The sequence below is a fragment of the Cytobacillus firmus DS1 genome (assembly GCF_000565285.1).
GTDB lineage: Bacteria > Bacillota > Bacilli > Bacillales > Cytobacillaceae > Cytobacillus > Cytobacillus firmus_A.
Genome location: NZ_APVL01000009.1, coordinates 133,901 through 157,112, shown reverse-complemented (window position 1 = coordinate 157,112; position 23,212 = coordinate 133,901). Strand labels below are relative to the sequence as shown.

21 protein-coding genes are annotated in these 23,212 nt (G+C 42.4%); 16 read left to right on the top strand and 5 right to left on the bottom strand.

All coding sequences use genetic code 11. From position 1 onward, the window contains the following. Positions 1-30 precede the first annotated feature (30 nt). Complete coding sequence (gene pulA / locus PBF_RS13600) at positions 31-2,181, top strand: type I pullulanase (RefSeq protein ID WP_035330371.1); 2,151 nt, start codon at positions 31-33, stop codon at positions 2,179-2,181. A gap of 596 nt (positions 2,182-2,777) precedes the next feature. Further along, positions 2,778-3,551, top strand: coding sequence for a phosphotransferase family protein (locus PBF_RS13595; protein ID WP_035330370.1), 774 nt, complete (start codon positions 2,778-2,780; stop codon positions 3,549-3,551). Positions 3,552-3,554: 3 nt separating this feature from the next. Here PBF_RS13595 and PBF_RS13590 read toward each other — a convergent pair whose 3' ends face one another. Then, positions 3,555-3,833, bottom strand: coding sequence for a YtzH-like family protein (locus PBF_RS13590; protein ID WP_035330369.1), 279 nt, complete (start codon positions 3,831-3,833; stop codon positions 3,555-3,557). A gap of 232 nt (positions 3,834-4,065) precedes the next feature. Here PBF_RS13590 and trmB point away from each other — a divergent pair, with 232 nt between their 5' ends. Continuing rightward, positions 4,066-4,704, top strand: coding sequence for a tRNA (guanosine(46)-N7)-methyltransferase TrmB (gene trmB / locus PBF_RS13585; RefSeq protein WP_035330368.1), 639 nt, complete (start codon positions 4,066-4,068; stop codon positions 4,702-4,704). Positions 4,705-4,848: 144 nt separating this feature from the next. After that, positions 4,849-5,691, top strand: coding sequence for a YtnP family quorum-quenching lactonase (locus tag PBF_RS13580; protein ID WP_035330367.1), 843 nt, complete (start codon positions 4,849-4,851; stop codon positions 5,689-5,691). 46 nt (positions 5,692-5,737) lie between these two features. Here PBF_RS13580 and PBF_RS13575 read toward each other — a convergent pair whose 3' ends face one another. Then, the gene (locus PBF_RS13575; protein ID WP_035330366.1) at positions 5,738-6,052 is read right to left on the bottom strand and encodes a PepSY domain-containing protein; all 315 of its coding nucleotides are present in this window, start codon (positions 6,050-6,052) and stop codon (positions 5,738-5,740) included. A gap of 212 nt (positions 6,053-6,264) precedes the next feature. Between PBF_RS13575 and PBF_RS13570 the strand changes: the two genes are divergently transcribed. Further along, on the top strand, positions 6,265-7,338 hold the full coding sequence (locus PBF_RS13570; protein WP_035330365.1) for a M42 family metallopeptidase: 1,074 nt from the start codon (positions 6,265-6,267) through the stop codon (positions 7,336-7,338). A gap of 54 nt (positions 7,339-7,392) precedes the next feature. Then, positions 7,393-7,905, top strand: a complete 513-nt coding sequence (locus PBF_RS13565) for a DUF84 family protein (protein WP_035330364.1) — start codon at positions 7,393-7,395, stop codon at positions 7,903-7,905. A gap of 15 nt (positions 7,906-7,920) precedes the next feature. Here PBF_RS13565 and PBF_RS13560 read toward each other — a convergent pair whose 3' ends face one another. Then, the gene (locus PBF_RS13560; RefSeq protein ID WP_035330363.1) at positions 7,921-8,367 is read right to left on the bottom strand and encodes a YtoQ family protein; all 447 of its coding nucleotides are present in this window, start codon (positions 8,365-8,367) and stop codon (positions 7,921-7,923) included. Positions 8,368-8,529: 162 nt separating this feature from the next. On the opposite strand from PBF_RS13560, the gene PBF_RS13555 reads away from it, so the two are divergent. From PBF_RS13555 to murC, 7 genes are all read left to right on the top strand, one after another. Next, entirely contained in the window at positions 8,530-9,042 is a 513-nt protein-coding gene (locus tag PBF_RS13555; protein WP_035330362.1) for a hypothetical protein, read from the top strand. 177 nt (positions 9,043-9,219) lie between these two features. Next, a complete protein-coding gene (locus PBF_RS13550) occupies positions 9,220-10,242 on the top strand; it encodes a PTS transporter subunit IIC (protein WP_035330360.1) in 1,023 nt (340 codons plus the stop codon). Continuing rightward, entirely contained in the window at positions 10,239-10,556 is a 318-nt protein-coding gene (locus tag PBF_RS13545) for a thioredoxin family protein (RefSeq protein WP_035330359.1), read from the top strand. The genes PBF_RS13550 and PBF_RS13545 overlap by 4 nt, the downstream gene beginning before the upstream one ends. 189 nt (positions 10,557-10,745) lie before the next feature. Further along, on the top strand, positions 10,746-11,546 hold the full coding sequence (locus tag PBF_RS13540) for a DUF1444 domain-containing protein (protein WP_035330357.1): 801 nt from the start codon (positions 10,746-10,748) through the stop codon (positions 11,544-11,546). Between the two features lie 576 nt (positions 11,547-12,122). Then, entirely contained in the window at positions 12,123-14,966 is a 2,844-nt protein-coding gene (locus PBF_RS13530; protein WP_035330355.1) for a DNA translocase FtsK, read from the top strand. A gap of 164 nt (positions 14,967-15,130) precedes the next feature. Beyond that, positions 15,131-16,228 carry a nicotinate phosphoribosyltransferase gene (locus tag PBF_RS13525; RefSeq protein ID WP_035330354.1) on the top strand — a complete coding sequence of 366 codons (1,098 nt, stop codon included), beginning with the start codon at positions 15,131-15,133 and terminating at the stop codon, positions 16,226-16,228. 577 nt (positions 16,229-16,805) lie between these two features. Then, a complete protein-coding gene (gene murC / locus PBF_RS13520; protein WP_035330353.1) occupies positions 16,806-18,101 on the top strand; it encodes a UDP-N-acetylmuramate--L-alanine ligase in 1,296 nt (431 codons plus the stop codon). 57 nt (positions 18,102-18,158) lie between these two features. On the opposite strand, the gene PBF_RS13515 is transcribed toward murC, so the two are convergent. Continuing rightward, positions 18,159-19,274 (bottom strand): aminopeptidase, encoded by a 1,116-nt coding sequence (locus tag PBF_RS13515; RefSeq protein ID WP_035330352.1) that lies wholly within the window; start codon positions 19,272-19,274, stop codon positions 18,159-18,161. A 227-nt stretch (positions 19,275-19,501) separates the two neighbouring features. Here PBF_RS13515 and PBF_RS13510 point away from each other — a divergent pair, with 227 nt between their 5' ends. The 3 genes from PBF_RS13510 (at position 19,502) to ytxJ (ending at position 20,943) form a co-directional block, all read left to right on the top strand. Beyond that, the gene (locus PBF_RS13510) at positions 19,502-19,987 is read left to right on the top strand and encodes a DUF948 domain-containing protein (RefSeq protein ID WP_035330351.1); all 486 of its coding nucleotides are present in this window, start codon (positions 19,502-19,504) and stop codon (positions 19,985-19,987) included. A 22-nt stretch (positions 19,988-20,009) separates the two neighbouring features. Further along, positions 20,010-20,513 carry a YtxH domain-containing protein gene (locus PBF_RS13505; RefSeq protein WP_035330350.1) on the top strand — a complete coding sequence of 168 codons (504 nt, stop codon included), beginning with the start codon at positions 20,010-20,012 and terminating at the stop codon, positions 20,511-20,513. Between the two features lie 100 nt (positions 20,514-20,613). Continuing rightward, a complete protein-coding gene (ytxJ, locus tag PBF_RS13500) occupies positions 20,614-20,943 on the top strand; it encodes a bacillithiol system redox-active protein YtxJ (protein ID WP_035330349.1) in 330 nt (109 codons plus the stop codon). 29 nt (positions 20,944-20,972) lie between these two features. Here ytxJ and pilM read toward each other — a convergent pair whose 3' ends face one another. Continuing rightward, complete coding sequence (gene pilM / locus PBF_RS13495) at positions 20,973-23,150, bottom strand: cell division protein FtsA (RefSeq protein ID WP_035330348.1); 2,178 nt, start codon at positions 23,148-23,150, stop codon at positions 20,973-20,975. Positions 23,151-23,212 lie beyond the last annotated feature (62 nt).

The window sequence follows — 23,212 nt, the reverse complement described above, 5'->3', positions numbered from 1 at the left end:
GTCCGACTAAGTAAAGGAGCTGAGTTCGGAATGATAACGATTGAACGGACTTTTAATGCATATCTGGACGAAATGCACATCATTACGATTCTACTTCCTTTCAGCTATCAACAGGGACGTTCTTCCGGTTTCTCTCTCCTTTCAGACGTGGAGGAAGAGTTTCCTGTAGTCATATTGCAAAACAACCCGATTGAGGGCGCTGTTAAATATACATGCAGAATAGACCATGATGTGGAATTCGGGAAACAATATTGGATAGTGGATGAACATGGCGGAAAAACAGATCTGCAAATCGGGGCGGTCATTCGAACAAGTGATTTTGATGAGAAGTTCTATTATGACGGACCGCTGGGTATATCGTACAGCACAGAAAAGACGTACTTCAGGCTCTGGGCTCCGACAGCAGCAAAGGTAAAGCTGAAGTTAAAAGGAGCATTGGAGGAGGATGCGGAGCTTTTTCCGATGGAAAGAGGCGAGAGGGGGGTCTGGAGCTGTGGAGTATCCGGCGACCTCGATCGTTTTCTTTATTCTTTCCTGGTATGTATTAACCTGGAGTGGAAAGAAGCGGTAGATCCATATGCAGTGTCCTCGGCTATGAATGGTGAATATGGTGCTGTCGTCAATTTGGATAATACAAAAATAAAGAAGCCGGAGCTTCCGCCGCTTCTTCAGTTGACAGATGCCATCATATATGAAACCCATATCAGGGATTTTACCATTCATTCCGGGAGCGGGGCACAAAAGAAAGGGCTTTATATGGGAGCGGGCGAGACAAACACTGTTGGCATTGACGGGAAGCCGACATGCCTGTCATATGTCAAACAGCTCGGTGTAACTCACATTGAGTTTCTGCCTGTCCATGACTTTGAAGGTGTAAATGAAAAAAGTCCAAAAGAAGACTACAACTGGGGTTATAATCCTCTACATTTTAATGTCCCGGAAGGAAGCTATTCTTCCGATCCCCTGGATCCCTATTCACGGATTAGAGAGTTGAAAGCTTTGATTCAGGCTGTTCACTCCCAGGGGCTTAGAGTCATAATGGACGTAGTCTACAACCATGTATATATTCGTGAGCATTCTTCTTTTGAAAAAATCGTACCGGGTTATTTCTTCCGCCATGATCAATATGGAATGCCTTCAAATGGCACCGGAGTTGGAAATGACATTGCTTCTGAGCGACTGATGGCCAGGAAATTTATTGTGGATTCCGTATCATACTGGATGAAGGAATATCAAATTGATGGTTTCAGGTTTGATTTGATGGGTATCCTCGATATCGAAACGATGAATGAGGTTCGCAGAATTACGGAATCAATTGACCCTGCTGTCATTATCATTGGAGAAGGCTGGGATTTGAATACCCCTATACCGGAAGACCGGAAAGCAAGCATCCGCAATCAGGAAAAGCTGCCGGGAATCGGCCAATTTAATGACTGGTTCAGAGATTCCATCAAAGGCAGCACGTTTAATTTATATGATAAAGGATACGCGTTAGGGAATGAACATTATTATGATGCGGCAAAGCAAGTATTAGCCGGAAGCATTGGCCTTGAAAAAAAGGAGAAAGGCATCTTCCTTTCTCCGGCGCAATCAGTAAACTATGTGGAATCCCATGATAATCACACTCTATGGGATAAAATCCTGGTTTGTTCTGAAAATGCGGATTTGATTACACAGCAAAAAAAGCACCGCCTGGCAACCGTAATGGTACTCCTGTCACAGGGAATTCCATTTCTGCATAGCGGGCAGGAATTTTTTCGGACCAAAGGCGGGAATGGAAACAGCTACCGTGCTCCAGACTCAATCAATCAACTGGACTGGGAAAGGAAATCACGTTATTTCAATAATGTTGAATATATTAAAGGGATTATCAGCATTAGAAGGTCAATCCCTCTTTTCAGGCTTGCCGATGCAGAATTAATCCGGAATTCCATGCGGTTCATGGATATTAAAAAGCCGCTAATTGGTTATGTCTTGACCAGCTCTGATCAAAATGCCGAGTGTAGCCATGCGGCGGTTATTATCAATCCTTCAGCGGCGGAAGAAGAAATCCTGCTTCCGGATGGGGATTGGGACCTTATTGCGGATGAACATACCGCCGGTAATTCCACCATACGCAAGATAAGCACCAGATTGACAATGCTGCCATTAAGTTCATATGTACTGGTTTGCAGGAAATAGAAAAAATCCGACAAGCACACAGGCTGCTTCTTCTTTCTGCAAACATTACCCTTAATTAGAAAATACTGATGTAAAGACCTAAAAAAACATCATTTTTTCTGATGATATTCCGTAAACCTAAATAGATGCACTTGACGAAAAAAGCCAGTAAGAATAAAATTTATAAAGATGGCTATTGTGAGGAATTTACATCAATAGCTCTTTTTTTATTTTAAGTTCCCAATACTCGTCTGGTTTTATATTTGCCTGATTACCTTGTGAGGTATATGCACTTTACTTGATTAACCTGATAAACAGCTTATATTTGCGAGAATGGACTATAGTCGATTAATATAATTTATCGTTACAAAGCAACGGCCATTTTATCGGCCATGGCAAAATAAGTCTTGCTTTAAAAAACAGGGCTTATTTTTCAACTCTTAATTATTTTTACTTCGAGAATTGTCTAGCTCCAGCGCCTACCCCCTCGAGGTCACAAGCCAATCCTCCCAAAAGGCAAAGAACGCCTTTCTGGGAGGCTCGTCTTGTGCTTGTCGGGGGTGGGCAAGGCGCTTGCGCTTTTCTACAATGGCTTACTAAATTGCAGGTGAACAATTTTGGAACATTTATTTGGACATGACTGGGAGATTGTTCCCGCCGGAGGGGCTACAGGGGAAGCTTTTTATGCAAAGAACGATGAGCAGAGGCTTTTTCTAAAAAGAAACTCTTCTCCTTTCCTGGCGGTTCTATCTGCGGAAGGAATCGTCCCGAAACTTATCTGGACAAAAAGAATGGAAAATGGGGACGTTATAACTGCCCAGCAATGGCTTAATGGACGGGAGCTGAAAGCTTCTGACATGAACCGGGAAAGCGTGGCAAAGCTATTGAGGAAAATCCACTCTTCAAAGCCGCTTCTTGGTATGCTGACAAGAATGGGGAAGTCTCCCCTGCAGCCTGAAACTCTTTTGCATTTGATAGAGGAAGAACTGGATTGTGATCTGAAGGAGCAGGCTGCTGTTATTCAGTCAGTCGATTTCCTGAAAAAAGAAGTTTCGCATATCCACTGTGAAGAAAATACCGTGTGCCACTGCGATGTAAATCATAACAACTGGCTGCTTGCGGAAAACAACCAGCTGTACTTGATTGATTGGGATGGAGCCATGATAGCAGATCCTGCCATCGATCTGGGGATGCTGCTGTACTGGTATATTCCTAAAGAAGAATGGCCCAATTGGCTTGAGCGGTATGGTGTTCAATTGACAGATGATTTGCTGCTCCGCATGAAATGGTATGTGATTGCACAGACTCTGACATCTATCCAATGGCATAAAAATAAATTCAGGTTCCAGGAAATGGACAAGTGGCTTTCTTACCTGGATGAGCTTCTTTGAGATTTAAGAAAATTGATCAATATCCTGTACCCATTGTGATAAATCATTCTGATGGGATTCAATGTGAGTATCCAATTGGGAAGAATTGATCCCGTGCTGACTGTATTCATAAATTTCTTCTAATACTGTTTTTACGTTTTGATTAATGTTTCCATTTATCATTAATGATTTTACCAGGCGTTCCAATTGTTCACATTCTGAAATAGAGCCACAGCAATCTGTCTGATGATTGCTTAAGATATCTTTTAATAAATTTAATTGATCCTGGTGTCCAAGCGGCATGAAAAACACCCTTTCTATTGAATCTGAAAATAAAAGCAAAAGGAATTCACTTTTAGGTTGTGGATTCCTTTTTTATTTATTCATGGGCGGATTAATTTAAGTGTTTAAATGCCATTGGGTTAAACTGCAAGCAAGGGATGAACCTATTTAGCAGATCTCCATAAAAATAAAGTTGCATCACCGGGATGGGCATGATATTGTTTGAACGATATTAATTTTTAGGAGTGTCAATATGCGACAGCGAAATAAACCATGGGCAAAGGATAAATTAGCGGAATATCCTCAATACGTAATTTCAGAACCAGAAAAATATAAAGGAAAGTGGAATGAAGCATTCGATAAAGAACAGCCTCTTCATATAGAAATTGGGACAGGCAAAGGACGTTTCATAACTGGCATGGCAAAAGCAAACCCGGATATCAACTATATTGGAATCGAGCTGGCTGAAAGCGTGATTGTCACCGCTCTGGATCGTATCATTGAGGAGGAGCTTCCAAATATAAAGCTTTTGAATGTGAACGCAAATGACCTTCGGGATTACTTTGAAAAAGGCGAAGTCAATCGTGTCTACCTCAATTTTTCAGATCCATGGCCGAAGAAGCGTCATGCAAAACGCAGGCTCACTTATAGAAGCTTCCTGGAGATTTATGAAGATGTTCTTGTGGATAAAGGAGAAATCCACTTCAAGACTGATAACCAGGGACTGTTTGAATCTTCTCTAATGAGTTTTTCCGATTATGGCATGCTGCTGACATTTGTAAGCCTCGACCTTCACAATAGTGATTATGAAGGAAACATCATGACCGAATATGAAGAAAAGTTCTCATCAAGGGGGAGCCGTATCTTCCGGTGTGAAGTGCAATACAGATAAACCAGTCTATCCCTGTGGATAGGCTTTTTTTTATTGGTTTCACTTAAATAATTTAAATATTTCTAAAAGTAAGCGCTTAAATGTTATGATGTGGTAAGAGGAAAGCGAGCGCTTGCTCAGAAAACTTAAATGGAGGAGATAATTATGGAAACATTGAAGTTAAAGAACATAAAGCTGTCCTGGCTTCGCGGCGGTGTCACATATCTTGACGGCGGAGCCATGTTTGGAGTGGTTCCGAAGCCTTTATGGTCGAAAAGATATCCATGCAATGAAAATAATCAGATCGAGCTGAGAACAGATCCCATTCTTATTCAATTTGACGGTAAGAATATTTTAGTCGAAACGGGTCTGGGAAACGGGAAACTGAATGAAAAGCAGAAGAGGAATTTCGGAGCGCTTGAAGAGTCTTTTGTTGAGCAGGATTTAGCCGAGCACGGTTTATCCCCAGGGGATATCGATTATATCCTTATGACGCATCTTCATTTTGATCATGCCTGCGGACTGACAACACCGGAAGAAGGAAAGTTCTCTTCTGTATATCCTAACGCCAGAATCATCGCATCACGGGTGGAATGGGAAGAAATGAGAAATCCTAATATCCGCTCAAGGAATACATATTGGAAAGAAAACTGGGAGTCCATTCAGGAACAGGTAGAAGTTTTTGATGGGGAGTGGACGCTCGGCCCTATTAAAATGGTGCATACAGGCGGCCATAGTGATGGACATTCCATCCTTGTCATTGAAGATGAAGACGATACTGTCATTCATATGGCTGATATCATGCCAACACATGCCCATGCAAATGTTTTATGGGTCCTCGCTTACGATGACTACCCAATGGATTCCATCAGCGCCAAGGAAAAATGGATGGAATACGGGATGAAAAAAAATGCATGGTTCACTTTTTACCACGATGCTTTTTACAGGGCAGTCAAGTGGGATAAAGCAGGAAATATGCTTGAGAAAGTCGAAAAGAATATAAACTAAAAAATCCCCATCCGGGGATTTTTTAATACAACTCGCCAGCTGATGATTAATGCAGTGGGAATACGTCCAAAATAGTTCCAGTCTCTGCATCGGCAATGAACTCATACTGCTCGGCTTCCTCACCCGAAAATCTTGAAATGCCGCCCTTATAAACCTGATATTTTAAATGGCCCTTTTCATAAGGTTCAGCTTTCATTTGAATCCATGATCCGCTTATCGGACCTTCCTGTTTAAATGCATCCTTTGCATTAGCTAAAGCTCTTTCCGGAGAAACGGCAGTTTTCTGCGAAAGAAATTCCTTTGCTGCGTATCCGCTTGCCAAACCAACTCCTACACCTAACATAAAAGATTTCCAATTCATACTTGCACCTCCCCAGGCTGACGATATAAGCAATTCATTATTAAAATTTTCTGTTTTCCAATTCTATCTTACCAAAAATAGGCTGGGACTAAAATAAATATTGCATTTCGTCAATCGAAGTTTCCTGTCTGAAATGGTGGAAAGGCGTATGAAAGTTCTGTAAAATGAGATTATACATATCCAATCTATTGATTTAAAAAGGAGAAGAATACATGAACGAAAAAACTTTGCAGCTTTTTAAAACATTAACAGAGTTGCCGGGAGCACCTGGAAACGAGCATTTAGTCCGGAAATTCATGCGCGAACAAATCAGCCAGTATACAGATGAAATTGTTCAGGATAAGCTGGGAGGCATCTTCGGAGTTAAAAGAGGCGATGAAAATGGCCCGACTGTAATGGTAGCAGGACATATGGATGAAGTTGGATTCATGGTTACCAGCATAACAGATAATGGCATGATCCGTTTTCAGACACTGGGAGGCTGGTGGAGTCAGGTTTTACTGGCACAAAGAGTACAAATTATTACAGATCATGGACCAGTGACAGGAGTTATCGGTTCCATTCCTCCGCATCTTTTAGACGAAGCCAAGCGAAGCAAGCCGATGGAAATAAAGAATATGCTGATTGACATTGGGGCGGATGACCGTGAAGATGCCAAAAGAATAGGCATTAAGCCAGGACAGCAAATTCTGCCGATTTGTCCATTCACACCAATGGCGAATGAAAAGAAAATTCTTGCGAAAGCATGGGATAACCGTTACGGATGCGGTTTGGCCGTGGAACTATTAGAGGAAGTCCAGAATGCAGCTCTTCCCAACATCCTTTTTTCAGGAGCAACAGTTCAGGAAGAAGTTGGCTTAAGAGGTGCACAGACAGCAGCGAATATGATTAATCCTGATATTTTCTTTGCGCTCGATGCAAGTCCTGCCAACGATATGACAGGGGATAAAAACGAGTTCGGACACTTAGGCAAAGGAGCCCTGCTGCGGATACTGGACCGTTCAATGGTAACGCACCGAGGCATGAGGGAATTTGTACTGGATACAGCCGAAACGAACAACATCCCATATCAGTATTTCGTCTCGCAAGGCGGCACAGATGCCGGAAAAGTTCATATATCCAATGAAGGTGTTCCAAGTGCAGTAATCGGCATTTGCTCCCGCTATATTCACACACATGCATCCATCGTGCATGTCGACGATTATGCAGCGGCAAAAGAATTGCTTGTTAAACTTGTAAAGGCCTGTGACCGTTCAACAGTAGAAACCATCCGTCAAAACAGTTAATCAGATGAGACAGCAGGTGCTGTCTCTTTTTCCTGTCAAATGAAAGGAGCTCTCATGAAAATCATCATTGGTTCAAAAAATCCTGCAAAGATTTCGGCAGTACATGCTGCCTTTAGTGATTATGAAGCTGACATTATGTCCGAAGATGTGCCATCAGGAGTGAACGATCAGCCATTTTCGGATGAAGAAACCATTAAAGGGGCCATCAACAGAGCTTATGGAGCAATTGAAAGTTCCGGAGGACAAATCGGCATTGGATTAGAGGGCGGTGTGCAGAAAACAGAATTTGGGCTTTTTCTCTGTAATTGGGGGGCTTTGGCGGAAAAAGGACAGCCTCCGATTATTGCAGGCGGAGCCAGGATTCCTCTTCCTGTAGGTGTTGCAGAAAGGCTATTAGCCGGCAAAGAACTGGGCCCTGTAATGGATGATTACACAAAAAAAGAAAACGTCCGCAAAAATGAAGGGGCAGTTGGAATTTTTACAAATGGGCGGATCGATCGTGCTGACATGTTCTCACATGTCATGAAGCTGCTTATCGGTCAATATGAATATAGAAAAAGGGGGTAGCGCTACCCCCTTTTTCTATTCGGTTTCAAATATGTACGACAAAACTTTCAATGCCTGGCTGACAGTTTCAACTGTAACATTTGCTTTGCTTGAAAGCTCTTTTAGAGGATGGTGAAGTTCCTTTGGTCGGATAAGGATCAGCGGCTTTCCAAGAGATGCAGCTGCGCTTGCATCCATGGCAGTGTTCCATTGCTTATACTTTTCACCAAACAAAGCTATCACGAGATCTGATTTTTGCATAAGAAGCTGTGTCCTTAAGTTATTGATGCTTGAAGCGGCTTCATCACGGAAGATTGCATCCGGCTGCTTCCCGAGAATTTCCTCACCAATCATGTCAGAACGTTCATGATTTTCCATAGGACCTGTAAAATGAACCGGCAGCTGAAGTAATTTCGATTTCTCCTTTATTTCATTGCGCCAATCGGAATGTATTTCACCTGCTAAATAAACGGTTATTTCCATTCTTTTTTCCTCCTTTATGCAATATTCTTATATTTTAACATTTCTTCTAGGAAGTAACGCAGTGAAAAGGCTCCAATCCTGATATGAAGGGTTGTCAGACTATTAAGAAGAAATGTATGATAGGGAAGGATATGAGAATCCTTGCAAGGAGGGGACGATAGAATGAGTAAAAGATTCACCGCAGCCTTGCTCTTATTTATTTCATTTATACTGCTCAGTGCCTGTTCAGCATCGTTGGAAGAAGAGCAAACCGCCGCAAAGAATGCTGCAGAGGAAGCATTTAACCAATCACCTGAAAAGACAAATCATAAGTTTGAAGATATAGAATATTATTTGCCTTTCGGCTACGAAGTAGAAGAGGAAAGCCCAAATAACATCATTTTAAAAAATGGCTCGAAACGATATATCCTTTTTTACAACCAGCATGAAGGTCCGGACAGTAAGGTTGTGTATGAGGCTACACTAAAGCAAAAAGATGAATATGAAGTTAAAGAGACGTTTACAAAAGAGGGACATAATGGTTTCCTGCTAATCAACAGCGGGAAAAAAGACGAACATGAATTGGTAGTGGGGATTGGTGGAGTAAAATTATCAACGCAGGCTGCAACCAGAAATTTAACCTCTGAAGCCGCTGCAATGATGGAGATAGCTAATTCTGTCCAGGTGAAGAATTAAAGCGAAGGGCGATGTCCTTCGTTTTTATTTTTGCTTTATTTTAAGTATTTTTTTTTCATAAATTATGATAGAAAACCCCTATTATAAAGAACAATAAGAATACAAAAGATTTTATATTACAAGTGTCTTTACATGTGTTATCTTATAGTTGCAGAACTTTTACATAGGGGGAAAATAATGAGAGCTTTTCTGAATAGAAAAGGGGTAACCCTTTCACCTAAAGTCTATTTTATAGATGCACTTAGCAGCATGGCACTTGGATTGTTCGCTTCGCTGATCATTGGGCTGATTATTAAGACAATCGGTGAACAGACTGATATCAAATACCTGAAGGATATGGGCACCCTGGCTATGGGGCTGATGGGCCCTGCAATTGGTGTTGCAGTTGCATACGGACTTAATGCGCCGCCGCTTGTTATCTTTTCAGCAATTGCCAGCGGGGCTGCAGGCGCAGCTCTAGGAGGTCCGGCAGGGAGCTTCGCTGCAGCTCTTATTTCCACAGAGCTTGGGAAATTGGTCAGTAAGGAAACAAAAGTTGATATCATCGTAACGCCGCTTGTTACAATTGTGGCAGGATATATGGTTTCAACCTTAATTGGCCCCGGGATCGATTATGGAATGAAGAGCTTTGGCAGTCTGATCATGTGGGGTACAGAGCAAAGGCCGATCCTCATGGGCATCATTGTGGCGGTATTAATGGGGCTTGCCTTGACGGCTCCCATTTCTTCAGCTGCCATAGCGCTTATGCTTGATCTGCACGGAGTTGCAGCAGGAGCTGCCACGATTGGCTGCGCAGCACAAATGGCCGGCTTCGCTGTGAGCAGCTACAGGGAAAATAAAATGGGCGGTTTAATTGCGATAGGAATTGGAACATCCATGCTGCAGGTGCCTAATATTATCAGAAACCCGCGCATTCTTATTCCGCCTACAATCGCAGGAGCAATCCTTGCACCGTTTGGCACGACCATCTGGCTAATGGAGAATAATGCTGCAGGGGCGGGGATGGGTACAAGCGGGCTTGTTGGCCAGATTATGACTTTTACCACGATGGGCTTTGGCCCGGACGTTTGGATGAAGGTCATCGTCTTGCATATTATTGGACCCGCTCTCATCAGCCTGATATTATCTGAATATATGAGGAAAAAAGGCTGGATCCAATATGGAGACATGCATATCAGCACAGGGGGCGAAAGAAAATGAAAAAATTGGAATCAGCAGAGCAATTTAACGAGATGCGCAGCAGCGGGAAACACATTTTCATGTTTTCAGCAGACTGGTGTCCTGATTGCCGGGTGATTGAACCAATATTGCCTGAAATTGAAGCAAAATATAGTGATTATAATTTCGTTTATGTAGACCGCGATCAATTCATTGATCTTTGCATTGAACTTGATGTCTTTGGCATTCCGAGCTTCATTGGATACAGGGACGGCCAGGAGCTCGGCCGCTTTGTCAGCAAAGACCGCAAAACACAGGAAGAAATCGAGAACTTTATTCAAACTCTGGAAAACTAGGCCTGTGTACATTTAGTGTTCATATCTCTACTTTGATAACTGTCTAGCGCAAGCAGCCCACCCCCTCGAGGTGTCGGGGGTGGGCAAGGCGCTTCCGCTTTTAGACCCTCCTGCATCTCTTTTGAGCAGGAGGGTTTATTAGTGTAAAATGATAGTCGGAAATCAATCCCCAAAAGGAGGGGCTTATATATGAAAATGGATAGCAGAAAAATGAGAAATGAATTGGAGAAGCGCTTAGCAAAAGAGAATCGGATTTTTACTTTTGACAGGGAAAAGGACCAGCTCAGAATTGAAAATAGAGAGACTGGAAAAGGGATTACCATCACTCTTCCGGGTATAATTGCTAAATGGCAGGAGCATAAGGAGAAAGCAATTGACGAGGTCGTATATTATGTTGAGGAAGGATTAGAAGCAATGGCGGAGGATGCCCATTTGTCCGGGCATGAAAGAAACATTTTTCCGGTCATCCGATCAACCTCTTTTCCAGGTGAATCACAGGAAGGCGTTCCTTTTTTGACAGATGAACACACGGCTGAAACCCGGATCTATTATGCCCTTGACCTCGGTAAAACGTATCGACTTATTGATGCACAGCTAATGGAAAAAGAGGGATGGGATCCCGAAAGAATTAAAGAAACGGCTCTTTTTAATGTAAGATCTCTCTCTACAGATCTGAAATCAGATACTGTAGCAGGCAATACTTTCTATTTCTTAAATAAGAATGATGGATATGATGCAAGCAGGATACTGAATGATTCGTTCATCAAAGAATTGAGCAGGAAAACAGAAGGAACCATGGCAGTTGCAGTTCCTCATCAGGATGTATTAATTATTGCTGATATAAAAAATGAAACAGGTTATGACGTTCTCGCCCAGATGACTATGAGTTTCTTTGCGAGCGGCAGAGTGCCCATCACGTCCCTTTCATTTCTATACGAGAATGGAGAGTTTGAACCCATATTTATTTTGGGTAAGAATAAAAAGAAATAGCTTTTTAAGGCCGCATCAATGTGGTCTTTTTTTGTTGGTTGTTTTCGCAAGGTTTGTTGCTAATTGTATATTATTTACTGAGTTGATTGGAGCGGAAGGTGCGAGACTCCTGCGGGAGTAGCGGGACAGGTGAGACCCCGCAGACGCGCAGCGTCGATGAGGCTCAGCGCCTGCCCCGCGGAAAGCGAGCATCCTGGAGCGGAAATCAACGGGCAACACCGATAGGTGAAAATACACCAATTTATACGAAAAGAGCCTTTTTGTTAAACGGCTGGCCGATCCTGAAAAAAGGGAAATAAACCCCCAGGAGTGATAAATTATTTTCGAATCATATAACAATCAATTATTTCTATTAAAAAGTAAAACAGTACTGTGAAAGGAGTCAGATGTCTGTACACATGAATCTTTTAACTCCTCTGAGTCGAAAGTATGTCTGCAGCCTTTCGTTTGTTTGTAAATTTACCCATTCTGCCTTTAAAAGGACCCATTCTCGGATTTCTTATTCAAAATCTGTGAATAACTGCTAAAATAATATAGATAGTCTAACAAAGTTTTTGATAGAAAGAGTTGATATAAATGAGCTGGATTAAGAAGCTGTTCCATATGTTTAAAGATAATGAAGAAGAATATGAGGAATTTGAAGATCATGCAGATGAGCGAAGCCATAAGAATCAGCCTGCTTCTCAAAGTACAAAAGAAAGTTCAAGAGATGTAGATGCTAAAGTAGTTTATCAATACCCTAAAGGTCAATTCCGTTTTCCGGTCATACCTGACCATGAAGCAGCACGGGAAAATAACAGGCAGCAAAAACAGGATCATTCCCGCGGGCAGACGGTTAAAGAAACACCTGAAACACGGCATCCGAGGGGAAGGGAAACGGAGCGGCAGAGAAAACCAGCAGATTCTCCATTTCATGAAAAAAGGGTGCCCCGTTCCGCAGAAAGGGAGCGGCAAAAAAAGACTGTGCCATCACCTGCAAGTGAAGAAAAAATACTGACCCGCAACGAAAGAGAGGCTGCCAATAAGAAAAGGCCTTTCCAGCTAACAGAAATTCCATCCCCGATATATGGGTTTAAGAGACCAGGTTCAAACACTCCGAAGGATCAATCAGGGAATGGGGAACAGGACAATAACCGCAGGGAAATTACATACGATGAGGTTATGCGCAAAATTCAGCAGACTCCACCTAATCGGCCGAAGATGACTGCGGCTGATTCATTAAAAGAAAGAGAAACCGTCCTTTCCGATAAGCTGGAAGCTTTCCAGGGACAGGCTGCTGCACTGGAAACAGAGGAACCGGCAGCAAAAAAATATAAAATAGGTGAAGCATCTGAATTAATGTTTGAAGTTCCGGAGGAAAAACAGGAAAAAGAAACTTATGAAGTGGAAACACATGCAGCATGGCAGGAGGAGCCGGAACCTGTCAGCCATCCAGGTTCTTCCAGACCAGCCGGCAATGAATTTTCAAACCATGAAGAGAGCATTGATCATGAAAAAAAATCTGAAGTCAGCAGATCACTAGCAAACATGATTGAAGAAGCTCTTCATGAAGAAGAAACAGAAGAATACACAGAAGTCACAGCAGTCACAGCAGAACTTTCCGGACAGGATGATTTGAATTCTCATGCGATCCTTGAGCCAGAGGCTGAAGAGGGCACAGAGGAAAGTCAATTAAATCAGGATATAAACATAGAATCAGAGAATGAAGATGTGTCAAATCCAGTGCAGGAAAAAAATGTTCAAGAAGAAAAGTCTTCTTCCAGAGGGTCAATCCCATTCAATGTCATTATGCTGAACAATGACAGAAAAAAATTGAACCAGCAGATGAAAGCACCAAAGCCGGCGGATGAAAAAAAAAATAATATCGCGATGTTTCCATCTGAGAGCATCCAGGAGGCTGCTGCTTCAGCAGAAAGGATTGAGGATTATTCGCCCTCGCAGGAATCGGACAGAATGAAGGAACAGCAGATATATCGGGCGGAAGATGACATTTCCTATTACCAATTTCCTTCCCGGACATTACTGACACCCCCGGTAATCATGGATGAAGCTTCTGATTGGCTTTACGAACAGGAACAGATGTTAAACTCCACCCTGCAGAATTTCAATGTCAGGGCCAGGGTAGTCAATGTTACGCAAGGACCTTCTGTCACAAGATTTGAAGTGCAGCCTGAACCGGGGGTCAAGGTGAATAAAATCACGAACCTCTCGGATGATATAAAGCTTAGTCTGGCAGCGAGGGATATCAGGATCGAGGCACCAATACCAGGAAAGCATACAATCGGCATTGAGGTTCCAAACCAGAGCAGCCGTCCGGTATTTATCAGTGAAATTATAAACACACCGGAGTTCCAGAATGGCAGCTCCCCATTGACGGCTGTGCTTGGGCTTGATATATCAGGAAAGCCCATAGTGACGGATTTAAGGAAAATGCCGCATGGTTTAATTGCCGGTGCAACGGGATCAGGGAAGAGCGTCTGTATCAATACGATCCTGGTAAGCCTTTTGTATAAGGCGAGTCCGGATGAACTGAAGCTTCTTTTGATTGACCCGAAAATGGTCGAACTTGCACCATATAATCGTATTCCTCATTTGGTCAGCCCGGTTATTACCGATGTAAAAGCAGCAACAGCTGCCTTGAAGTGGGCTGTAGAGGAAATGGAGCGCAGATATGAATTATTTGCCCATGCCGGTGTGCGGGATATAAACCGTTTTAATGAGCTGGCAGAAGAGCATCAGCAATATTCAGAGAAGCTTCCATATATGGTCATTGTGATTGATGAACTGGCAGACCTGATGATGATGTCGCCGGCAGATGTGGAAGAAGCTATTTGCCGGATTGCACAGAAAGCCCGTGCATGCGGAATGCATCTGATTATCGCAACCCAGCGGCCTTCCGTAGATGTTATTACCGGCTTAATCAAAGCGAATGTACCAACAAGGATTGCATTCTCCGTGTCATCCCAAATTGATTCAAGAACAATCATCGATATAAGCGGAGCGGAAAAGCTCCTGGGCAGGGGAGATATGCTTTTCCTGGAAAATGGATCCTCAAAGCCGGTCAGGCTCCAGGGGACATTTGTTTCAGACAAAGAAATTGATGATGTAGTAGCCCATGTACGCAGGGAACAAGAACCTGATTACTTATTTGAGCAGGAAGAACTTCTGAAAAAAGCCCAAGCCATTGAAGAAGAGGATGAATTGTTTTTTGAAGCATGCGAGTTTGTTGTTGATCAGGGATCTGCATCCACTTCAAGTCTGCAAAGAAGATTTAAAATAGGCTATAATAGGGCAGCCAGGCTGATTGATATGATGGAAAAACAAGGGTTCATTTCAGAAAATAGAGGAAGCAAACCAAGGGATGTCCTCATTACTGCAGCTGATCTTGAATCCATACAAGACACTAGTACATTAAATTAATCCATGGTATTCTTTACTTGCATGTTTAAAATAATATGAAATAACTACTACGATAACAAAGAAAGCATTCATAAGCTGGCATCCTGCCGGCTTAGAGGCCTGCTCCTTGCAACGCCAAGTCTGCAGGCAAACCTGCTTTCTTTCATGTTTGTAAGGAGCTTGGGATGAAGGAAATTGAAATGAAGGTTAAGGGAGAAATAAAGCGTCTGACAAACCAGACTTTTAAATTTGATGAACGTGTAAGAGATGGCTGGTTTTCAGCGGTTTACTTCCTAAAGACCAGAGAAATTGTTAAGAAATATCACGTTGATAAAATTGTAACCATGCAGTTTTTTCAAAAAAATCATGCCGTACTATGCGGTACGGATGGAGTCATTGCGCTGTTAAAAACATTTGCGGACCGTCCGGATGATCTGGAAATCCATTCATTAAAAGATGGTGACAAGATTTCACCCTTTGAAACAGTAATGACCATAACAGGAAGATATCAGGATTTCGGCTATCTCGAAGGAATCATTGACGGCATATTGGCCAGAAGAACTTCGGTTGCCACAAATGTCTACAATGTGGTAAAAGCAGCAGGAGTTTCCGGTGTTCAAAAACAGGTTATCTTCATGGGGGACCGGGATGATCATTATACCACCCAGGCAGGTGATGGATATGCAGCCTATATTGGGGGTGCAACAGCCCAGGCTACTCATGCCATGAACGAATGGTGGGGCAAAAAGGGCATGGGTACAATGCCGCATGCACTGATTCAAATGTTTGAGGGAGATATCGTTGCGGCTGCTGAGGCTTATCAGGAGACGTTTCCAGAAGACGATTTAGTTGCTCTGGTAGATTATAACAATGATGCAATCACTGACTCTCTGAAAGTCGCAAGGGCATTTGGCGATGAGCTAAAAGGTGTCCGGGTTGACACATCCAGAACAATGATTGATCAATATTTTTTAAGAAATCAGCATGTCCTGGGGACATTTGACCCGCGGGGAGTCAATGCTGAACTAATTTTTGCTTTAAGAAAAGCGCTTGATGATGAAGGTTTTGGCCATGTGAAGATTGTGGTGAGCGGAGGTTTCACCGAATCACGAATCCGTGATTTTGAAGAAAAAGGTGTTCCGGTTGATACTTATGGTGTGGGAAGCAGCCTTCTTAAGATCACCATTGGGTTCACGGGAGATAATGTAATGATAGACGGCAAGCACGCAGCCAAGGCAGGACGCCGTTACCGCCCCAACCCCCGACTTGAAAAGGTTGAATAACAGAGCAAACTAATGAATATGGAAGGCTGAATGCCGAATTTACATTATTTCCGTAAAGCTATACAGCTCAGCCTTCCTGAAATATTTTAGATGTTTTCACAAGGTTTGCTGCTTTTAATATATTATTTGCTGAGTTGATTGGGGCGGAAGGTGCGAGATCCTCGAAAATGCTATCGCATTATATTCGTGCGGTGTTTACTCAAGGAAGCTTATTCAAATGCCTGCGGGAGCAGCGGGACAGGTGAAACCCCGAAGACGCGCAGCGTTAAGGAGGCTTACCGCCCGCCCCGCGGTTCGCTGAGCATCCGGGAGCGGAAATCAACGGACAACATTGTTAACCGAAAAAACAATTTATATGTAAAGAGCGTTAGGAAAAAATAGCTGGCAATACGTTACATAGTTTTTAAAATCGATTAATGATATAATGTTTCAATACATTAAAGTGTAAGATTATATAATAACAGCGAAACAGCATAGCAGCACAGTCACGGAAGCATGTCTTCTAAGGGGATATGCGCAAAACTAGATATATGTCATATACTGTTTTACAGATATACGATGGTTGGAGGTTCTTTATATGACTATTTACCATTTCGTAGGTATTAAGGGGTCCGGAATGAGTGCTTTGGCACAAGTTCTGCATGATATGAACTATCAGGTTCAAGGCTCCGATTTTGAGAAACACTTTTTTACACAGGTGGCACTTGAAAAATCCGGAATAAAGATCCTTCCCTTTCAAAAGGAAAATATACAGCCGGGCATGACGGTAATCGCCGGGAATGCATATCCGGACACGCATGAAGAGATTCAGGAAGCAATGAAGCTTGGCTTGCCTGTTGTGAGATATCACCGCTTCTTAGGTGATTTTATGAAGAATTTCACAAGCATTGCAGTGACAGGAGCACATGGAAAAACATCCACTACAGGCTTGCTTGCACATGTTATGAGAGGTGCAAAACCAACTTCATTCCTTATTGGAGACGGTACGGGCAAAGGGGACGAAGAAGCTGAGTATTTTGTTTTCGAAGCTTGTGAATACAGAAGACACTTCCTTTCTTACTACCCGGATTATGCGATTATGACGAATATCGATTTCGATCACCCTGACTACTTTGCCAATGTTGAAGATGTTTTCTCTGCTTTTCAGGAAATGTCTTGGCAAGTGAACAAGGGCATTTTTGCATGCGGTGATGACGAACAGCTGCAAAAAATACAGGCTAAAGTGCCTGTCGTATTTTACGGTTTCGGAGACGAAAATGATTTCCAGGCACGCAATGTTGTAAAGACGACTGAAGGGACAACATTTGACGTTTTTGTCCGCAATACCTTCTATGAGACGTTCTCAATTGCCGCCTATGGGGATCATAACGTCTTAAACTCTTTAGCTGTCATCGCTTTATGTCACTATGAAGAGATTGATGCGAAAATTGTTCAGGAACAGCTTCTTTCTTTTGAAGGGGTGAAAAGAAGATTTTCCGAGAAGAAAGTGGGCTCTCAGGTAATTATTGATGATTATGCCCACCATCCGACAGAAATTAAGGCAACTGTAGAAGCTGCCAGACAAAAGTATCCTGAAAAGGAAGTTGTCGCCGTTTTCCAGCCTCATACATTTACGAGGACTCAGGCATTTCTAGAGGATTTTGCATCAAGCCTCAATATGGCTGACAAAGTTTATCTATGTGAAATCTTTGGCTCTGCCCGGGAAAACCATGGAAAACTCACGATTAACGACTTAAAGGATAAAATTCCTAATGCGCAAATTTTAAATGAGGAAGAAACGGCTATCCTAAGGAATCATGAAGAAAGCGTAATTATGTTTATGGGTGCCGGAGATATCCAAAAATTCCAGCAGGCATACGAAAACCAAATATAATTCATAAAAAGGATGCTCCGCTCAGGAAGCATCCTTTTTTACATAGACTTGTAATTCCTATTTTAAGTTCTCTGGATTTAACGATTCCAGTTCATCAATGACGAATCGTCCGTCTTTGCGGATTAATACATCATCAAAGTAGATTTCACCCCCGCCATAGTCAGGGCGCTGTATGTTGACCATATCCCAGTGGATATTGGATTTATTGCCATTGTATGCTTCGTCATAGCATTGTCCCGGAGTAAAGTGGAAGCTTCCATCAATTTTCTCATCGAACAGAATATCCTGCATCGGATGAAGAATGTACGGGTTAACTCCAATGGCGAATTCACCTATATAGCGCGCACCGGCATCCGTATCAAAGATTTTATTGATGCGTTCGCTGTCATTGGCTTCCGCTTCAACAATTTTACCGTCTTTAAATGTCAGCTTGACATTTTCGAAGGTAAAACCATGGTATGGAGATGGTGTGTTATAAGTGATAACGCCGTTTACAGACTCACGTACAGGGGCAGTATAAACCTCTCCATCAGGAATATTCATCTGGCCGGAGCATTTGATTGCCGGAATATCCTTAATCGAGAAAGACAGATCTGTACCGGGGCCGGTGATTCTGACTTTCTCGGTTTTATTCATTAATTCCACAAGGCTGTCCATCGCTTTATCCATCTTGCCGTAATCCAAATTGCAGACATCAAAATAGAAATCTTCAAATGCCTCTGTGCTCATTTTTGCCAGCTGGGCCATGGAAGCATTAGGATAGCGCAGGACCACCCACTTCGTTTTTGGCACGCGGATTTCTCTATGTACCTTTTGTCCAATTGTTGAACCATGGATTTTCATTTTATCATCCGGCACATCAGCCTGCTCATTGATGTTGTCTCCGGAGCGCAGTCCTATGTATGCATCCATTTTGCTCATAACATTTGCTTCAAATTCAGCCATCATATTGAATTGCTCTTCTTGTGCTCCTAATAGCAGGGAACGATCGACCTGATGATCTTTTAATGATACAAACGGATAGCCTCCAGCTGCGTATGCTTCCTTAACCAGTGCCGTCACCAATTCTTTCTGCAGTCCGAAATTTTCGATAAGGATTTTCTCGCCTTTCTGAAGACGGACTGAATAGTTAATCAAATTTTTCGCGAGTTTTTCAATACGGGGATCTTTCATGGATATATACCTCCATTAAATTTATTTTTCCGGCAACTATTATTGTAACCGAAATGAATGGTTTTGTTTAACCTTTTCCAAATATGCTAATATTTACTTTAACTGATGAAAATACCCGTATGAGAAGGAATTTGGACTTTACAAGTTGAATCTATTAATGTACTCCTGGTTTAGAGGCAGTGCATCTGGGTAAAAAGTTAGTATACAGACAACCGGAGGTGTAGGAATTGGAAATAATTTTATACTTAAGTGTAGCAGTCATTGCTATTGCATTCCTTGTTTTGGTCATTTATTTGGCAAAAACATTAAAATCCTTGCAAGGGACATTAGATAACGTTTCACACACATTGGCAGGCCTTGAAAGACAGTTAGACGGTGTCACGAAGGAAACAACAGTCCTGCTTCATAAAACAAATTCACTGGCAACAGATATTCAGCAGAAGTCTGAGAATCTGAACAGTGTCGTAACTGCGGTAAAAGAAGTTGGTGACTCTGTCCGCAAATTTAATGGATCCATTCAGAAAATCACATCTTCTGTAAACACACAGCTTGAACAAAATAAAGATAAAATCTCACAGGTGGTTCAGTGGAGCAATGTTCTCCTTGAAATCAAGGATAAGTGGAAAATGAGAAAAGAAGACCCTTATCAGTACAATGTAGGCGAGAAACAAATGCTTCCGCCCGAACGACAGAGAGAAAGAGCAAGATACTAGATTTAGAGGAGGAAAACAGAGAATGAATAGCCAAGACCGTAATCAATTTGATTCAAACCAGGCAAAAACAGAGGAAAATATCAATACGAAAGATTTTATGATTGGTGCTCTTATAGGAGGCATGGTTGGCGCAGCTACCGCCTTGTTCCTGACTCCAAAGTCAGGTAAAGAGCTTCAGAATGATTTAAGCGAAAAAGCGGCCGTCTTAAAAGAAAAATCAGGTCAGTACCGAGAAACAGCTATGACAAAAGGCACTGAACTGGCTAATGCTGCAAAAGAGAAAACAAATGTGTTAACTCAAACAGTGACGAAGCAATCCAATGAGCTTGTAAATAAAGTGAAAAACTTAAAAGACTATCAAAATGGACAAGCTTCTGTAAACGGCACATCCGAAGAAGAGGGAGAAGCTATCAATAACGAAACATTCCAGGCAGAAGGAAACGCGCCAGTCAATGATGCGGAAATCCAAATGAAGCTGGAAGAAACGAAAAAAGCTTTTGACGAAACCGAGCAAAAGTATAATTAAACTATTTGTTTAAACAACGGTGAAGTGGTACGATTACTTCACCGTTGTTTAATTTTAAAAGAGCGAGGCTTTGCCTTGCTTAGTTGGGGAGGCAAGAAAAATGAAAAAATTTGATAGTCATGAAGCATTTAATCAAGCGGTAGAATCAGGAGAGCAGCTGCTGCTTTTAAAACACAGTTCCACATGCCCTGTGAGCAGTGCAGCGTATGAAGAATATGAAAGTTTTGTAAAAGAGCATACAGATGTAAATGCTTATTACTTAGTTGTTCAGGAGGATCGCCCCTTGTCCAATCATATTGCAGAAGCTTTTCATATTAAACATGAGTCGCCTCAGGCAATTCTGTTTAATAATGGAGATGTTGTATGGCATGCATCACATTGGAAGATTACATATGACTCCCTTTTGAATACTGTAAAGGAAAACAGATAAAACCCATCCAATCGGATGGGTTTTAATTTTTAGCTGTATTTAATAGTTGAACGCTTATTATTTACGGAAGGCCAAACAATTTTAAGGTGATCACCAGGCTCTACAGATTCATGAAAAGATGTTCTTTCCCCATTTTTCAAAAGTACAAAGCCTCCGGAAGAAGAAGCAGGCATATCAACATTAACATGGCTGAATATATCCTGAAAAATAAAGGGGGACCTGGGTTTTTTCAGGATTGTAATCGCATCTCCAGAAGAAATCACGTCATCTTCGGTGAGGACAGCTCCTTCCCTCTGAAATTCTAGTAATCCTCTGGTCAGCTCTATTTTCTTGCCGTTAAAAATAACCGGGATGCTCTCCTGAAGTGCCAGCTGCTTAATATCTGCTAATTCCTTTACAGTCAGAGTCCTTCTTTTTTCAATTCGAAGATTGTCACCATCCTCTACTATGCTTTGACAGTTCACCTCAAGTCCGTTTTTATAAAGCTTTCCGGAATGGCGCGGAAGAAAAGTCTCTTTTTCGTTAATGGTGATTCGAAAGGATTTAAGCTCGCTTAATAAATTATTTAGATTTAAAATTGTTAAGATTTCTTCAGCAGTTTCCGGAATCCTGCACTCTACTTTATCCCGATCAGCAAGAATCCGCTTGAGCGAGACAACTTTTTCATTACAGGTAATGGCAGGATGAATTGTGTACGGCTTTCCGTTAATAGTGATAGACTTTTCCGGAACTTCATCAATTAAATCCTTTATGCAAACTTCAGCAGGCAATCCGTCACGCCCTTTTGATACCGATATGCTATCCCCTGATTTGATTTCTTCATCCAAAGCACTTGGGAGGCTGTTGCGTGTGATGACAGGAGCTTCTCCATGGCTTCCCGGGATCGTAATGTTTTGCCCGTTTAAATTGATAATCATGGCAAGTCCGGGTTTCCCGTAAAGCTTATTCATTTTAATGCCTGCTGCAAGCAGACCATCCCCGACTGTCAGGTTTTTAACCTCAAATAGCCGGACAGGCTGATCGTTGACGTAAACTGTACAATATTGGACCGGTGCTTTTTTAGCGGCAATTGCGATTCCTATTGGAGTGACTAACTCAGGGCCCGGGTCTGTATACTCCGGTAAATTCAGCCCGCTGATAGCATCAATTCCCCTAATTGCAACTCTGTTTGCCGGAAGGCCTAATCTGTTCGCTATCCTTTCAGGAAGTCCGGGTGTTAAGCTCCCGCCTCCTGCCAGCATAACGGCTTTTGGCGGCCTGTTATTCAGCCGCAATAATTCCTCACAGATGGAATTTGTCAAACGTTCAAGCGCTGGAGAGATTTTTTCAATTGTCTCTTCTCTGCTGATTTCGGATTGGAAACCGAGAATATCTGTGACAGTAATCGTATCGGATACATGCAAGTCTCTTTTTGCCTTTTCGGCTAGAGGGAAGTCCAGAAGAAGCTGGTCACTGATGGCTTCGGTGATCTCGTCGCCTGCAACAGGCACCATTCCGAATGCAGTAACTGTGCCCAAATCTGTTATGGCAATATCGGATGTTCCGGCGCCGATATCAACAAGTGCCACATTCAGCCTTCTCATTGAAGGAGGGATAAGGACATTAATAGCTGCGATTGGCTCCAGTGTTAAGGCTTCCATTTCCAGGCCAGCCCTTTGAAGAGCCGAGATGAGTGACTCCACTACAACTTTGGGCAGGAAGGTAGCAATGATTTCGACAGAAGCTTCATCCCCCTGCTGATCAATCAGGCTGCCGATTTCTTCACCATCAAGACGGTAGTATAAAACCGAATATCCAACACAATAGTAATAATAGCTTTTTTCAGTTGCCTGCTTTTCTGCAGCTATTGCCTGCGCCTGCTGAACCGCACTTAATTCAAGGTGAAGGATATCCTGCTTTTGCATCATCGGTTTTCCTTTAATGGTGATCGATGTTTTAGATCTTTCCGTTTTTAATGCCCTGCCTGCTGCTGCTACACAAACTTTATTTAATGGGCCGTGTTTCACTTCAAGCTCATCCCTGATTTCTGCTATAATTCTTGAAACAGCCGGAACATCATGGATCTGGCCGTCGAGCATGGCCCTCTCTGCATGCTCCCTAATTACGATGTCTTTCACATGGTATTGGCCGCCGTCTTCTTCCAGGATAATTCCGACCACCGTGCGAGTACCGATATCCAGTGCAAAAAGCTTTTTCTGTTCGTCCAAAGCAATACACCTTCTTTTTAAATTGTCATAGAATGCTTAAATATGCCATAAATTCACTTTAC

Coding starts and splice junctions, on each gene's coding strand:
- PBF_RS13515 (WP_035330352.1), bottom strand. CDS start 19,274: ATGAAAGATCCCCGTATTGAAAAACTCGCGAAAAATTTGATTAACTAT.
- PBF_RS13575 (WP_035330366.1), bottom strand. CDS start 6,052: ATGAATTGGAAATCTTTTATGTTAGGTGTAGGAGTTGGTTTGGCAAGC.
- PBF_RS13560 (WP_035330363.1), bottom strand. CDS start 8,367: ATGGAAATAACCGTTTATTTAGCAGGTGAAATACATTCCGATTGGCGC.
- PBF_RS13590 (WP_035330369.1), bottom strand. CDS start 3,833: ATGCCGCTTGGACACCAGGATCAATTAAATTTATTAAAAGATATCTTA.
- murC (WP_035330353.1), top strand. CDS start 16,806: ATGACTATTTACCATTTCGTAGGTATTAAGGGGTCCGGAATGAGTGCT.
- trmB (WP_035330368.1), top strand. CDS start 4,066: ATGCGACAGCGAAATAAACCATGGGCAAAGGATAAATTAGCGGAATAT.
- PBF_RS13580 (WP_035330367.1), top strand. CDS start 4,849: ATGGAAACATTGAAGTTAAAGAACATAAAGCTGTCCTGGCTTCGCGGC.
- PBF_RS13550 (WP_035330360.1), top strand. CDS start 9,220: ATGAGAGCTTTTCTGAATAGAAAAGGGGTAACCCTTTCACCTAAAGTC.
- PBF_RS13555 (WP_035330362.1), top strand. CDS start 8,530: ATGAGTAAAAGATTCACCGCAGCCTTGCTCTTATTTATTTCATTTATA.
- pulA (WP_035330371.1), top strand. CDS start 31: ATGATAACGATTGAACGGACTTTTAATGCATATCTGGACGAAATGCAC.
- ytxJ (WP_035330349.1), top strand. CDS start 20,614: ATGAAAAAATTTGATAGTCATGAAGCATTTAATCAAGCGGTAGAATCA.
- PBF_RS13540 (WP_035330357.1), top strand. CDS start 10,746: ATGAAAATGGATAGCAGAAAAATGAGAAATGAATTGGAGAAGCGCTTA.
- PBF_RS13505 (WP_035330350.1), top strand. CDS start 20,010: ATGAATAGCCAAGACCGTAATCAATTTGATTCAAACCAGGCAAAAACA.
- PBF_RS13525 (WP_035330354.1), top strand. CDS start 15,131: ATGAAGGAAATTGAAATGAAGGTTAAGGGAGAAATAAAGCGTCTGACA.
- PBF_RS13570 (WP_035330365.1), top strand. CDS start 6,265: ATGAACGAAAAAACTTTGCAGCTTTTTAAAACATTAACAGAGTTGCCG.
- PBF_RS13565 (WP_035330364.1), top strand. CDS start 7,393: ATGAAAATCATCATTGGTTCAAAAAATCCTGCAAAGATTTCGGCAGTA.
- PBF_RS13545 (WP_035330359.1), top strand. CDS start 10,239: ATGAAAAAATTGGAATCAGCAGAGCAATTTAACGAGATGCGCAGCAGC.
- PBF_RS13530 (WP_035330355.1), top strand. CDS start 12,123: ATGAGCTGGATTAAGAAGCTGTTCCATATGTTTAAAGATAATGAAGAA.